The organism is Acidovorax sp. CCYZU-2555, from assembly GCF_018413525.1.
Taxonomy (GTDB): Bacteria; Pseudomonadota; Gammaproteobacteria; order Burkholderiales; family Burkholderiaceae_C; genus Comamonas.
Genome location: NZ_JAHCDD010000002.1, coordinates 1 through 14422, shown reverse-complemented (window position 1 = coordinate 14422; position 14422 = coordinate 1). Strand labels below are relative to the sequence as shown.

Below are 14422 nucleotides of genomic sequence, written 5' to 3'. Positions count from 1 at the left end.
CGATTCGCAGCGAAATCCGGATTTTATTCAGGAATAAGTCCGCTCACGAAGGCGCACTTCTTACCAAGGTGGAGACAATGCAAAAAGTGAATTTTACCGCGATGAAAAACGGTAGCCCCGCGGAGTTCAAGTTATTGAGCGATCTGGACGAGGAATACAGCAAGACCTTGCCCGACCGCATATTGAAGCTGCTGAAAATGCTGGCCGATGACGATGGCGGCTACCAGATTTCCCGGCTCGACCATGTGCTGCAGACCGCGACCCGCGCCTACCGCTCGGGAGCTTCCGACGAATGGATTGTCGCCGCGCTGCTGCACGACATGGGCGATGTGATCGCGCCAGACAACCATTCGGTCGTGGCCGCCGAAATTCTCAAGCCGTTTGTTTCGGAAGAAATCTTCTGGGTGGTGCGCCACCACGGTGTATTTCAGGGATTCTATTACTGGCACCATATTGGCCGCAACCAGCATGCACGCGAAGAGTTTCGCGGTCACCGCTATTTTGATTCCGCGGAGAAATTCTGCGACGAATGGGACCAGAACTCATTTGACCCGGATTATGAAACCCTGCCTCTCGAATTCTTTGTTCCGTATGTGAACAAGATATTCCTGGCCCAGCCCACGGTCTAGATAATCATCAGGACATGTAATCCATGAATTCCCCAACGCCCCGCAAGAATATCCGATGGGCCACCGACATCGGCGGCACGTTCACCGATATCGTGCTCAGCATCGACGGCGAAATGCACGCCCGCAAGGTGCTGACCACGCCGGCCCAGCCCGAGCGCGCCGTGATCGACGGCAGCCTGCAGATGATGCGCGACATGGGCATAGCGCCCGAAATGGTCGACATCTTCGTGCACGGCACGACGCTGGCGACCAACGCCATTCTCGAGCGCCGCGGCGCGCGCTGCGCGCTGATCGGCACCGAAGGCTTTCGCGACATCCTGAGCATTGGCGACGAAGGCCGTTTCGACCAGTACGACATCTTCATCGAGAAGGTCGCGCCGCTGATTGCGCCCGAGCTGTGCTTCACGCTGCCCGAACGCATGAGCGCCGCGGGCGAAGTGCTGCGCCCGCTCGACGAAGCCGCGGTGCATGCGCTGATGGAACGCATAGACGCGCTGGGCATTCGCAGCGTCGCGATCTGTTTCATTCACGGCTATGCCAATGCCGCGCACGAACGCCGCGTCGCGCAGATCATCGCCGAACACCACCCCGACTGGTTTGTCTCGCTGTCGTCCGAGGTCTGCCCCGAAGTGCGCGAATACGAGCGCTGCTCGACCACGGCGGCCAACGCCTACGTCAAGCCCATCATGGCCGGCTACCTGCAGCGGCTGGAGCAGGAACTGGTCGAGCAGGGCTTTCGCTGCCCGACCTATCTGATGACTTCGGGCGGCGGCCTCACGACGCTGCGCTCGGCGATGGAATTCCCCATCCGCCTGGTCGAAAGCGGCCCGGCCGGTGGCGCCATTCTCGCCGCGCATGTGGCGCGGCTGTGCGAGCGCCAGAACGTGCTGGCCTTCGACATGGGCGGCACCACGGCCAAGGTGTCGTTCATCGACGACTTCGAGCCCCACACTTCGCGCAGCTTCGAAGTCGACCGCGCCTCGGGCTTTCGCAAGGGCAGCGGCCTGCCGCTGCGCATTCCCGTGATCGACATGGTGGAGATCAGCGCCGGCGGCGGCTCTCTGTGCGACATAGGCATGTTCGACAACATCACCGTGGGCCCCGAAAGCGCAAGCTCCGTGCCCGGCCCGGCCTGCTATCCGAACGGCGGCACGCGCCCCACGGTCACCGACTCCAACCTGGTGCTGGGCCGGCTCGACGCGCACAACTTCGCGGGCGGCACGATCGCGCTCGACACCGCGGCGGCGTCGGCGGCGATTGCGCGCACGCTGGGCGCACGGCTTGACTGCGCGGCCCACATCGCGGCGCTGGGCGTGTCGCAGCGCGTGGAGGAAAACATGGCGAACGCGGCGCGCGTGCATGCCAGCGAATGCGGCAAGGACCTGGCGAAGTTCTCGATGGTGGCCTTCGGCGGCGCGGCGCCGGTGCATGCGGTCGCGGTGGCGCGCAAGCTGGGCATTCGCCAGATCATCCTGCCGCCCAACGCGGGCGTGGGCTCGGCCGTGGGCTTTCTGCTCGCGCCCATGAAATACGAACTGGTGCGCAGCCACTGCATGCCGGTCGCGGGCTTCGACCATGCGCGCGCCCAGGCGCTGCTGCAGGCGATGGAAGACGAAGGCCGGGCCGTGGTCACGGCCGGTCAGGACGCGAACGCCGCCGAGCACCGTGTCGTGCGCCGCGCCTACATGCGCTACATGGGCCAGGGCCATGAAGTGCTGGTCGAACTGCCCACGGCGGCGCTCGATGCCCAGGCCGAAGTGCAGCTGCGCCAATGGTTCGAGACCCAATACAAGGCGCTTTACGGCCGCGTGATTCCCGACGCGCAGATCGAAGTCGTGACCTGGACCGTGAGCCTGATAGGCGCGACGGCCGAAGTCGCGCCGCTGGCCGCGACCGGCGCACGCCAGGCCGCGACCCGCGCCGGAACGCGCCAGCTGCTGGCCGACGGCGGCGGCGAGTTCGAACATGTGCCGGTGTTCTGGCGCCCCGATCTTGCGGTCGGCGCGCATTTCGCCGGCCCGGCGCTGCTCGACGACGAATCCACCACGCTGCTGCTGCCGGCCGGCTATACGGCCCAGGTGGTCGCCGAGCGCTACGTAATCATTGACGAAACGGAGATCACGGCATGAGCACCGATCAAGGACTGAACAAGCTGCGCATGCAGGTGCAGTGGAGCCGCCTGCTGGCGATCGTCGAGGAACAGGCGCAGGCATTGCTGCGCACGTCCTTCAGCACCATCGTGCGCGAATGCGGCGATCTGTCGACCGGCATCTTCGACCTCAAGGGCCGCATGATCACCCAGGCGGTCACGGGAACGCCCGGCCATGTGAACACCATGGCCGCGTCGGTGCAGCATTTCCTGCGCTACTTCCCCATCGAGACCATCGCCCCCGGCGACATCTACGTCACCAACGACCCCTGGATGGGCACCGGCCACCTCAACGACTTCGTCGTCGTCACGCCGGCATTCCATGAAGACCGTCTGGTCGCGCTGCTGTGCTGCACCAGCCATCTGATGGACGTAGGCGGCATGGGCTACGGCCCCGACGGCCGCGACGTCTACATGGAAGGCTTCTGCGTGCCGCCCGTGAAGCTCGCCGAGCGCGGCGAAATGAACCTGTTGCTGATGGACGTGATCAAGGCCAACACGCGGCTGCCCGTCGAGACCGAAGGCGACATCTACTCGCTGGTCAACAGCAACGAGATCGGCATTCGCGGCCTGCGCTCCATGCTGCAGGAGTTCGCTCTGCCCGACATCGCGACGCTGTCCGACTACATCTGCGACGTCACGCGCTCGACCGCGCTGGCGCGCCTGGCCGAGCTGCCGCGCGGCCGGTTCCGCTACGAAATGGAAGTCGACGGCTACCGCAAGTCGGTGCGCCTCGCGGCCTGCGTGACGGTGGAAGACGGCAGCATCAACGTCGATTTCGCGGGCTCGTCCGAACCGTCGGAATACGGCATCAACGTGCCGCTGACCTATGCGAGCGCCTACAGCACGTTCGCGCTGATGTCGGCACTGATGCCCGGCATTCCGAACAATTCGGGCTCGCTCGATCTGTTCACCGTCTCGGCGCCCGACATCTGCATTCTCAATGCGCAGCGGCCCGCGCCCGTGGCGATACGCCATGTGCTGGGCCAGATGCTGCCCGACGTGGTGTTCGGCTGCCTGCGCCAGTTCGCGCCCGAAAAGGTGCCGGCCGAAGGCGCGTCCTGCCTGTGGAACATCAACCTGCAAGGCATGACCGACGCCGGCAAGGTGTTCGCGACCACGGTCACGACCAACGGCGGCACGGGCGCGCGCCCGGGCAAGAACGGGCTTTCGGTGACTTCCTACCCCAGCGGCGTGCGCGGCACGCCGGTCGAAGTGCTCGAGTCGGCGATTCCGCTGACCTTCTGGAAGAAGGAAATCCGCCAGGGCTCGGGCGGCGCGGGCGAATGGCGCGGCGGCGACGGCGTCGACATGCTGATCGAGAACGTGTCGGGCAGCGCCATCACGCTGCTCGCGGCTTTCGACCGCATCGACTACCCGCCGCGCGGCATCGACGGCGGCGCGGCCGGCGCCGCGGGCTATGTGGGCCTGTCCGACGGCACGCCCATGCTCGGCAAGGGCGCGCAACAGATACAGCCGCGGCAAACGCTGGTGATACGCACGCCCGGCGGCGGCGGCCTGGGAACTCCGCCCGGTTGAAGCCCAGGCTTCGACGGGCACGAAACATGCCTCGTGAAGAGGCATTGCAAGCGCGACTGATGCATTCGGCGGGGCCGATTTCTCCACCTCCTGGACTACACGATGAAACTCACTTCCATTCTCCGCGTCGGGGCCCTGGCCCTCGCCCCCCTGCTGTCCGTCGCGCATGCGGCGGACTTCCCGAGCAAGCCGATTCGCATCATCGTGCCGTTCGCCGCGGGCGGCTCGACCGACGCGGTCGCACGCCTGGTCGGCACCAAGCTGGCCGCCAAGCTGGGCCAGCCCGTGGTCGTCGAGAACAAGCCCGGCGGCAGCGAAGTCATTGCCTCGACCTTCGTCGCCCAGTCGCCGCCCGACGGCCACATCATCTTTCTGTCGACCATGACCGGCCTCACGGTCAACCCCAGCCTCTACAGCAAGCTCGCCTACGCACCGAAAAAGGACTTCGCGCCGCTGGTGCTGGCCGCGACCATTCCCAGCCTCTTCGTGGTGCATCCCAGCGTGCCCGTGAAGACCATGGCCGAACTGCCGGCCTACCTGAAGGCCCACCCCGAAACCGCCTACGGCTCGGGCGGCAACGGCACGCCCAACCATCTGGCGACCGAAATGTACAAGCGCGCTATCGGCGCCGATGCGCTGCATGTGCCCTACAAGGGCGGCGCGCCCGCGCTCGCCGACCTGATGGCCGGACAGCTGCAGATGATGGTCGGCCTGATGCCCGAGGCCCTGCCCCTGGTCAAGGCCAACAAGATGCGCGCGATCGGCATCACCACGCTGCAGCGCTCGCCCGAGTACCCCGATCTGCCCACGGTCGCCGAATCGGGCGTGCCGGGCTTCGAGATGATCTTCTGGTCGGCTTTCGTCGTGCCGTCGGCCACGCCCAAGAACGTACAGGCCATCCTGCACAAGGCGCTGGACGCGACGCTGCAGGAGCCCGATGTGCGCGCCCAGATGACGGCCATGGGCATCGTTCCCGGCGGCGGCAGCCAGCAGGACCTGGCCAGGCTGATCGACAGCGACACCGCGAAGTGGAAGAAGGTCATCGACGCCGCAGGCATCAAGGCCGACTGAACCGCGCCGGGCGGCAGCGCCGCCCGGCTTTCCCCTGAACGCACCCTCCTCCCGCCCATGATTTCCACCACCAACCCCCATGCCAACCGCAAGCCGCGCAACATCAGCGACGCCGAATGGGAAGTGCGCGTGCAGCTGGCCGCGGCCTACCGCATGGCCGCGAAGTTCCAGCTGACCGATCTGATCTACACCCATATCTCGGTGCGCGTTCCGGGCCGGCACGACCAGTTCCTGATCAACCCGCACGGCTGGTTCTTCGACGAGATCACGGCCTCCAGCCTGGTGAAGATCGATGTCGACGGCCGCCCGGTCGACGACGAGCGCTTCGAAGTCAACGCCGCGGGCTTCACCATCCACAGCGCGCTGCACCAGAGCCGCCAGGACGTCGAATGCGTGGTGCATCTGCACACCAGCGCGGGCATGGCCGTCGCCGCGCTGCAGTGCGGACTGCTGCCGCTCAACCAGATCAGCATGCAGTTCTACAACCGCGTGAACTACCACGACTACGAAGGCATTTCGCTGGACCTCGACGAGCGTTCGCGCATCGTGCAGTCGATGGGCGAAGCCCACTATCTGATTCTGCGCAACCATGGTCTGCTGACCACGGGCCGCTCGGTGGCCGAAGCGTTCACGCGCATGTTCTACCTGAACCGCGCCTGCGAAATTCAGCAGCAGACGCTGTCCATGGGCCAGCCCTATGTGCTGCCTTCACCCGAAGTCTGCGAGCACGCGGCCAAACAGCACGACGACTACGCCTACCTCGACACGGTGCATCTGGACCGCGAATGGACGGCGCTGCTGCGCCTGATAGACCGCGACAACAGCGACTACCGCTGCTGAAGCCGCGGCGCCGCAGGATCAGGCCAGGCGCGGCTTGACCTTGCTGGCCGCGAGCCGGGCGTGGGCGCGCGCCAGCTCGATGTCGTCGTGGCGCGCCAGCGCCACGCCCATGCGGCGCTTGACGAAGCTTTCGGGCTTGCCGAACAGGCGCAGATCGGTGCCCGGTACGGCCAGTGCTTGCTGAACGCCGTCGAACACCATGTTCTCGCCATCGACACCGCCGTAGATCACCGCGCTCGCGCCCGGATTGCGCAACGAGGTGTCGACGGGCAGGCCCAGAATCGCACGCGCATGCAGCTCGAACTCGCTTTGCCACTGCGTGCTCAGCGTGACCAGGCCGGTGTCGTGCGGGCGCGGGCTGACTTCGCTGAACCAGACTTCGTCGCCGCGCACGAACAGTTCCACGCCGTAAAGGCCCAGGCCCGCGGGCTGGCCGTTGCTGTCCATGCCCAGGTTGTGCGTCACGGCCAGCGCGATCGCCTGGGCACGCTCCAGCGCCGTGGACGGCATGGGCTGGGGCTGCCAGCTTTCCACATAGTCACCGCTTTTCTGCAGATGGCCGATGGGCGCGCAGAAATGCGTCTGCACCTGGCCGTCGGCGCCGCGCGCGCGCACCGTGAGCAGCGTGATCTCGTATTCGAAATCGATGAAGCCTTCGACGATCACACGGCCATGGTTGACGCGGCCGCCGGCCATCGCGGTGTCCCAGGCCGCCGACACGTCCTGCGGGCCGTCGATCTTGCTCTGGCCCTTGCCCGAGCTGCTCATCACGGGCTTGACCACGCAGGGGTAGCCGATCGCGGCCTGGCCGTCGTGGCCGTCGATCGCGGCCTGCAACTGCGCCAGCGAGTCGCAAAAGCGGTAGGGGCTGGTGGGCACGCCCAGGGTTTCAGCGGCCAGGCGGCGAATGCCTTCGCGGTCCATGGTCAGGCGCGCGGCGCGCGCCGTGGGCACGACTTTCACTACGCCAGCGGCTTCGAGTTCCTCGAGCATGGGCGTGGCGATCGCCTCGATCTCGGGAACGACCCAGCCCGGGCGCTCCTGCTCGATCAAGGCCTTGAGCTGGGCCGGATCGGTCATGGCAATGGTGTGCGCGCGGTGCGCGACCTGATGGCCCGGAGCGTTCTCGTAGCGGTCGACGGCAATCGTCTCGACGCCCAGGCGCTGCAGCGCGATCAGCACCTCTTTGCCGAGTTCGCCGCTGCCCAGCAGCATGACTTTGGTGGCGTGGGGGGAGAGAGGGGTTCCTAGAGTCGTCATGGCAATCGATTCGAAAAAGAAGTCGGGGGCAAGGCGCAGGCTGCGCGCCGGCAACAGGCGTGATTCTTACGCATTTGCGCGCGCCGGTGACGCCTTTCCCCCTACTTTCGCGGGTACAAAAATGGCGCGGCACCAGCGCGGTGCAACACAGGCCGGCGATGGTGCATTGCAACATCCGCGCCGGCGCAAAGCGCACCCCGGCGCCGATTCCCGATACCATCACGCGGTCCAATTTACTTTGTGGAGACTTTCCAAATGGCGATTCAAACTGTCGGGATCATCGGCGCAGGCACCATGGGCAACGGCATCGCGCAGGCCTGCGCGGTCTCGGGCATCGATGTGGTGCTGGTGGATATCTCGGACGCAGCGGTGCAAAAGGGCCTGGCCACGGTGTCGGGCAGCCTCGACCGCCTGATCAAGAAAGAGAAGATCAGCGAAGCCGACAAGGCCGCGGCGCTGGCGCGCATCAAGACGTCGACGCGCTATGAAGACCTGCAGGCCGCGCAGATCGTGATCGAAGCCGCGACCGAGAACTTCGCGCTCAAGGTCAAGATCCTGCAGCAGATCGACGCGCTGCTGGCGCCCGAAGCCATTCTGGCCTCGAACACCTCGTCGATCTCGATCACCCAGCTGGCCGCGATCACCGGCCGCGCCGACCGCTTCATCGGCATGCACTTCTTCAACCCCGTGCCTATGATGGCCCTGGTCGAGATCATCCGCGGCCTGCAGACCAGCGACGCCACGCACGATACCGTCAAGGAACTGGCCGTGCGCCTGGGCAAGAGCCCGATCACGGTGAAGAATGCACCCGGTTTCGTCGTCAACCGCATCCTGGTGCCGATGATCAACGAAGCCTTCTTCGTGCTGTCCGAAGGCCTGGCCACGGCCGAGGACATCGACGCCGGCATGAAGCTGGGCTGCAACCAGCCCATAGGCCCGCTGACCCTGGCCGACATGATCGGCCTGGACGTGTGCCTGGCCGTGATGGAGGTCTACCTCGAGCAGTTTGGCGACAGCAAGTACCGCCCCAGCCAACTGCTCAAGGAAATGGTTGCCGCCGGCCGCCTGGGCCGCAAGACAGGCCGAGGCGTTTACCAGTACTGACCCACATAGGGAGGACAATGGCGGGCATGACCATGCCCCCCATTGCCGACGCGCCCAGCGCCCACCCTTACGAACAGCTCACACCCGATGTGGTGCTGGACGCGCTGGCCTCGGTCGGCCTCTACGGGGATGGGCGGCTCACGGCGCTGAGTTCGTACGAGAACCGCGTGTACCAGGTGTTTCTCGAAGACGGCGAACGCGTGGTCGCCAAGTTCTATCGTCCCGGCCGCTGGAGCGCGGCGCAGATCGGCGAGGAGCATGCGTTTTCCGCCCAGCTCGAAGCCGCGGAAGTTCCGGCCGTGGGCCCGATGACGCTGCAAGGCGCGACCCTGCATCAGCATGCGGGCTTTGCGTTTTCGGTCAGCCCCTGGCGCGGCGGACGCCGGCCCGAACTCGATGATTTCGAAGTGCTCGAATGGATTGGCCGCTTTCTCGCGCGCATCCACACCGTCGGCGCGTCCCAGCCTTTCGTCACGCGCCCCACGCTCAACCTGCAAAGCTTCGGCCAGGATTCGCTCGACTGGCTGCTGAAGCAGCAAATGATTCCGCTCGAAGCCGAAACCGCCTGGCGCACGGCCTGCGAACAGGCGCTGGCCCTGATCGCCGAACGCATCAGCTCCAAGAACGAGATGCGGCCGTTCGGCCTGGAAGACGCGACCTGCATCCGTCTGCATGGCGACTGCCATCCGGGCAATATCCTCTGGACGCCGCTGGACGAAGCGAGCGGCACGGGCGGCCCGCATTTCGTCGACCTCGACGACGCGCGCATGGGCCCGGCCGTGCAGGATCTGTGGATGCTGCTGTCGGGCGACCGCCGCCAGCGCACGCAGCAACTGGGCGCGCTGCTCGACGGCTATGAGCAATTCCGCGCGTTCGACCGGCGCGAGCTGGTGCTGATCGAGCCGCTGCGCACGCTGCGACTGATCCACTACAGCGCCTGGCTCGCGCGCCGCTGGGAAGACCCGATCTTCGCGATCAACTTCCCCTGGTTCGGCAGCCCCGACTACTGGCGCGGCCAGACCGACATGCTGATCGAACAGATAGAGGCGATGCAGGAAGCGCCGCTGTCGGCCTGAAGCGTCGCCCTTTGACAAGCTCTCAAGAAACAGCTTTTTTCATCAATTAAATCAAGTACTTAGAAAGCACTCGATTTGTGCAAACAGCGACGAGCGCGTCCAAACCGTTCGTGGTGAGCCTGTCGAACCATGAACGGCCCGTCCTCATGACTTGAGCGCAGGCCGTTCACCCTTCGACAGGCTCAGGGCGAACGGGGATTTTGAAGCCCGCTGTTTCTTTTGAACGCCTTGCGAGACCTCGGCTCGCTTACCCCGCTCTGAGCGAACGGGGGCTGGAGGCCAACGCGCGTCTCAGCGCCCGCAGCCGCCATACACCTGGCACTCGGGCACGGCCCGACCCTGGGCGTCCTGCCATTGGCGCACGGCGCCTGGCGCCGGCGCGGATTCGGGCGTTGGCGCGGTGCGTGCGTTCGGGTCATGCAGCACAGTGGAGCGGCCCACGCCTACACCCACCGACGCCGGGCCCACGGGTGCCGACACGCCCACACCCGCATGGCCCGTGACCTGACCGCCAGGCTGCACGCCTACGCCGACACCCAGCGGCCCCACGCCCGTGCCCACGCCCAGGCTGGGCCCGCCGCTGCCCATGCCCACGCCCACCGACAGCGGGCCTACCGGAATTCCAATGCCCACGCCCATGGAGTTGCAGCCGGCAAGGGCGGCGAGCAAGGTGGCGGTGGCGGCAATGCGGGGGAGTGGGAACATGGGGATCATTTTGCAGCAGATGGGCGTTTGGGCGGGTAGCCATGCGCGGATGTATGGCTTGTACCTCTCTGCTGAAGGCCGGGCCACGCGCAAAAAAATCCCCCGGCCCGAAAGCACAGGGGATTCGCAGGGAACCGCGGACCGGAATTACACCAGCAGTGCGTTCACGCGCTTGACGTAAGCCGCCGGGTCTTCGGGCAGGCCGCCTTCGGCCAGCAGCGCCTGGTCGAACAGGATGTGGGCCAGGTCATGGAAATGCACCGAGCCGTCGAGCTTCTTGACCAGCGGGTGTTCGGCGTTGACTTCAAGCACGGGCTTGACTTCGGGCGCCGACTGGCCGGCCTGCTTGAGCAGGCGCGCGAGCTGGTTGCTCATCGCGTCGTCCTTGACCACCAGGCAGGCCGGGGAGTCGACCAGGCGCGTGGTCACGCGCACGTCGTCGGCCTTGTCCTTGAGCGCTTCCTTGAGCTTGGCCAGCAGCGGCTTGAAGGTTTCGGCGGCTTCTTCAGCGGCCTTCTTCTCGGCTTCGTCCTGCAGGTCGCCCAGGTCCACGGCGCCCTTGGCCACGGACTGCAGCGGCGTGCCGTCGAATTCGGTCAGGTAGTTCAGTGCCCACTCGTCGACGCGGTCCGTCATGAGCAGCACTTCGATGCCCTTCTTCTTGAACACTTCGAGCTGCGGGCTGTTCTTCGCGGCGGACAGGGTGTCGGCCGTGATGTAGTAGATCGCGTCCTGGCCCGGCTTCATGCGCGCCTTGTACTCGGCGAACGACACGTTGGCGGCGTCGCTGGTCGTCGAGGCAAAGCGCAGCAGCTTGGCCAGGCGTTCGCGGTTGCCGAAGTCCTCGCCCAGGCCTTCCTTGAGCACGGCGCCGAATTCGGCGTAGAACGCGCTGTACTTGCCCTCCTTGGCCTTGTCGTCATCGCTGACCACATCGGTCACAGCATCGGCTGCCGCAGCATCGGCTGCCGCAGCATCGGCTGCCGGCGCCGCATGCTGGTCGTGCTTGGCCAGGTCTTCGAGCATGGACAGCACGCGCTTGGTCGAGCCTTCGCGGATCAGCTTCACGTCGCGGCTTTCCTGCAGCAGCTCGCGGCTCACGTTGAGCGGCAGGTCGGCGGAGTCGATCACGCCCTTGACGAAGCGCAGGTAGCTGGGCAGCAGGGCCTCGGCGTCGTCCATGATGAACACGCGCTTGACGTAGAGCTTCACGCCCGCCTTCTTGTCGCGGTTCCACAGGTCGAACGGCGCCTTGGCCGGAATGAACAGCAGCTGTGTGTACTCGGCATTGCCTTCGACGCGGTTGTGCGCCCAGGTCAGCGGGTTCTCTGAATCATGGCTGATCGCGCGGTAGAACTCCTGGTACTGCTCTTCGGTCACGTCCTTCTTGGGACGGGTCCACAGGGCGCTCGCCTGGTTGACGGTTTCCCATTCGCCGGTCTTGACCATGCCGCCGGGCTGGCGGCCGCCGTTCTCGTCGCCGGGAACCAGCAGTTCGCCGTCTTTCCACTCTTCCTTTTCCATCAGGATGGGCAGGCTGATGTGGTCGGAATACTTGCCGATGATCTGCTTGATCTTCCAGGCGTTGAGGTATTCGTCGGCATCGTCGCGCAGGTGCAGCGTGACCGAGGTGCCGCGCTGGGCGCGCGTGATCTGTTCGACTTCGAAGTCGCCCGTGCCGCCGCTGACCCAGCGCACGCCGTCTTCGGCGGGCAGGCCTGCGCGGCGCGATTCGACGGTGATCTTGTCGGCGACGATGTAACCCGAGTAGAAGCCCACGCCGAACTGGCCTATGAGCTGGGCGTCGGACTGCTGGTCGCCCGACAGCTTGCCCATGAAGTCCTTGGTGCCGCTCTTGGCGATCGTGCCCAGGTGGTCGATGGCTTCCTGCTGGCTCATGCCTATGCCGTTGTCGGCAATGGTCAGCGTGCGCGCGGCCTGGTCGAACGAAACCCGCACTTCGAGCTGGGGCTGGTCTTCGTAGAGACCGGTGTTGTTCAGCGCTTCGAAGCGCAGCTTGTCACAGGCGTCGGACGCATTCGAGACCAGCTCGCGCAAAAAGATTTCCTTGTTGGAGTACAGCGCGTGCGTCACCAGGTGCAACAGCTGCGCGACTTCGGCCTGGAAGGAATGGGTTTGCTTGCTCATAAGGTGGAAATGGATTTTCTGACGGATTGCGACTTCAAACTAGGCTGCAGATAGGGCCTGGCCCAGGATTATCAAGGCTGGCGCAGACCAGGGTGCGCAAGCCCTCGTTCGGGCGCCCAAAGAAAGATGCCCCGCATCGCGGGGCATCCTTGACTCGGCCCTCTTGCGCGCTGTGGAAACAGCCGGCAAGAGATCGCCTGGATATCACTCCAGATCGGCGGAGACGTCACCGGTCTTCTTGTTGTATTTCAATGTGACCTTGTTCACTTCGCACAGGTTGATGTCTTCCCATTCGACTTCATCGCCGTCGGTGAAAACGACCTGGATATCCTGCTTGCAATTCTTGGTATCGCCAAACTTGAACTTGCGCGACTGGCCATGCATGAATTGATTTTCACCCAGACGATCCTTGCCCCAATTGGACTGTTTCGACGGAGAAATGAACACTTCATTGATGGCATAACCCGTACGGTTGACCAACGTGAAGTCCGCGTTGCCGGCGAACGCAGCGCCCACGATTGTGGAGAGCAAAGCGCCAAGGATGATTTTTTTCATTTAAGTACAAATGCAAGCAAAAGAAACAACTTTAGCGTATTTTCTTTACATTTGTAAGAGAATGCAAAAATTATTGTTGCAATTCCAATGAAGCGTTTATCTGTTTCAGCGCTTGAGTGAAACCGGTGTTAGAGGAACCGTTTTTTCGCCGACTATGGGCCCAAAAAAATGCCTGACAAATTGCCAGGCATTTTTGCGGATCCTGGCAGGCTGCTTACACAGCCCGCGGCGGCCCCTTAGTCTCCGAAGCTCTCGTCCGCGCCCAGGTAACGCCATTGGCCCGCGGGCAGGTTGCCCAGCACGACGTTGCCGATGCGGATGCGCTTGAGGCCGACCACCTTGAGGCCGACCTGCTCGCACATGCGACGGATCTGGCGCTTCTTGCCTTCGGTCAGCACGAAACGCAGCTGCTCGGGGTTCTGCCAGTCGACCTTGGCGGGCTTGAGCGGCTGGTCGTCAAGCGACAGACCATGGCACAGCAGCGCGAGCTGCTCGGCGGGGAAGCGTTCCTGCACATTGACCTGCACGTCGCCGTAGGTCACGCGCACCAGGTATTCCTTTTCCATCACCGAATCTTCGCCGATCAACTGGCGCGCGACGCGGCCGTCTTGCGTCAGCACCAGCAGGCCCACGGAGTCGATGTCCAGGCGGCCGCAGGGCGCGAGGCCCTTGAGCTGCGCGAAGTTGAAACGCGTGGCGCTGGTGTCGAGGTTCCAGCGGCTTTGTGCATTGAGCAGGGCCACGGCCGGCGTGTGACCGTCTTCGGCCTGGCCGCTGACATAGCCCATGGGCTTGTGCATCAGGATGGTGACCTGCTGGTCCTGCACGCCCTTGGCAGCTTCGTCGACCGTGATGCGGTCGGACGGCAGAACCATCACGCCCATGGCCGCGACTTCGCCGTTCACACGGACCCAGCCTTTTTCGACCCAGTCATCGGCCTCGCGGCGCGAGCACAGGCCCATGTCGGCCATGCGCTTGTTGATGCGCACCGAACCGGGAGCGGATTCCTGCGTCACCGCGGCCTGGGGTGGGCGCTTGACGGGAATCTTGCGCGCGTCGTCGCCCGTGGGCACCTGGTAGGTGCGGATGCCGGTGAACGGACGGCGCGGTGCTTCATCGCTGTGCTCGTCACGGCCGCCGCGGTCGGCGCCGGGGCCGAAGGAGCGGCCTGGGGGACGCGCGCGCTCGCCACCGCCCGAACGGCGGTCGTCGACGCGCGGACGCGGAGGACGGTCGTCGCCGCCACGGTCATCGCGGCCCGGGCCGCGATTGTCGAAGCGCGGACCATCCTGGCGCGGGCCGCCACGGCCCTCGAAGCGCGGCGCGCCATCGGGACGGCCGAAACC

Annotated in this window: 12 protein-coding genes; 7 read left to right on the top strand and 5 right to left on the bottom strand. The window is 65.0% G+C overall.

Annotation, left to right across the window (positions count from 1 at the left end; translation table 11 throughout):
* The first annotated feature begins 77 nt into the window (after positions 1 to 77).
* From KHY18_RS00765 to KHY18_RS00745, 5 genes are all read left to right on the top strand, one after another.
* Positions 78 to 629, top strand: coding sequence for an HD domain-containing protein (locus KHY18_RS00765; protein ID WP_213293301.1), 552 nt, complete (start codon positions 78 to 80; stop codon positions 627 to 629).
* Positions 630 to 652: 23 nt separating this feature from the next.
* Complete coding sequence (locus tag KHY18_RS00760) at positions 653 to 2758, top strand: hydantoinase/oxoprolinase family protein (protein WP_213293300.1); 2106 nt, start codon at positions 653 to 655, stop codon at positions 2756 to 2758.
* Positions 2755 to 4317 (top strand): hydantoinase B/oxoprolinase family protein, encoded by a 1563-nt coding sequence (locus KHY18_RS00755; protein WP_213293299.1) that lies wholly within the window; start codon positions 2755 to 2757, stop codon positions 4315 to 4317. The genes KHY18_RS00760 and KHY18_RS00755 overlap by 4 nt, the downstream gene beginning before the upstream one ends.
* 102 nt (positions 4318 to 4419) lie before the next feature.
* On the top strand, positions 4420 to 5388 hold the full coding sequence (locus KHY18_RS00750; protein WP_213293298.1) for a Bug family tripartite tricarboxylate transporter substrate binding protein: 969 nt from the start codon (positions 4420 to 4422) through the stop codon (positions 5386 to 5388).
* 57 nt (positions 5389 to 5445) lie between these two features.
* Positions 5446 to 6228, top strand: coding sequence for a class II aldolase/adducin family protein (locus KHY18_RS00745; protein WP_213293297.1), 783 nt, complete (start codon positions 5446 to 5448; stop codon positions 6226 to 6228).
* Positions 6229 to 6246: 18 nt separating this feature from the next.
* On the opposite strand, the gene purT is transcribed toward KHY18_RS00745, so the two are convergent.
* A complete protein-coding gene (gene purT, locus KHY18_RS00740; RefSeq protein ID WP_213293296.1) occupies positions 6247 to 7488 on the bottom strand; it encodes a formate-dependent phosphoribosylglycinamide formyltransferase in 1242 nt (413 codons plus the stop codon).
* 255 nt (positions 7489 to 7743) lie between these two features.
* On the opposite strand from purT, the gene KHY18_RS00735 reads away from it, so the two are divergent.
* Together KHY18_RS00735 and KHY18_RS00730 are read left to right on the top strand one after the other, a co-directional pair.
* Entirely contained in the window at positions 7744 to 8592 is an 849-nt protein-coding gene (locus KHY18_RS00735; protein WP_213293295.1) for a 3-hydroxybutyryl-CoA dehydrogenase, read from the top strand.
* Positions 8593 to 8618: 26 nt separating this feature from the next.
* The gene (locus KHY18_RS00730; protein ID WP_213293294.1) at positions 8619 to 9668 is read left to right on the top strand and encodes a serine/threonine protein kinase; all 1050 of its coding nucleotides are present in this window, start codon (positions 8619 to 8621) and stop codon (positions 9666 to 9668) included.
* 291 nt (positions 9669 to 9959) lie between these two features.
* On the opposite strand, the gene KHY18_RS00725 is transcribed toward KHY18_RS00730, so the two are convergent.
* From KHY18_RS00725 to KHY18_RS00710, 4 genes are all read right to left on the bottom strand, one after another.
* Positions 9960 to 10373, bottom strand: coding sequence for a hypothetical protein (locus tag KHY18_RS00725; RefSeq protein WP_249728822.1), 414 nt, complete (start codon positions 10371 to 10373; stop codon positions 9960 to 9962).
* A 147-nt stretch (positions 10374 to 10520) separates the two neighbouring features.
* Entirely contained in the window at positions 10521 to 12521 is a 2001-nt protein-coding gene (gene htpG / locus KHY18_RS00720; RefSeq protein ID WP_213293292.1) for a molecular chaperone HtpG, read from the bottom strand.
* A 204-nt stretch (positions 12522 to 12725) separates the two neighbouring features.
* Complete coding sequence (locus tag KHY18_RS00715) at positions 12726 to 13076, bottom strand: hypothetical protein (RefSeq protein WP_213293291.1); 351 nt, start codon at positions 13074 to 13076, stop codon at positions 12726 to 12728.
* Between the two features lie 236 nt (positions 13077 to 13312).
* Positions 13313 to 14422, bottom strand: a 1110-nt coding sequence (locus tag KHY18_RS00710) for a pseudouridine synthase (protein WP_249728821.1), incomplete at its 5' end; no start/stop codon positions are given.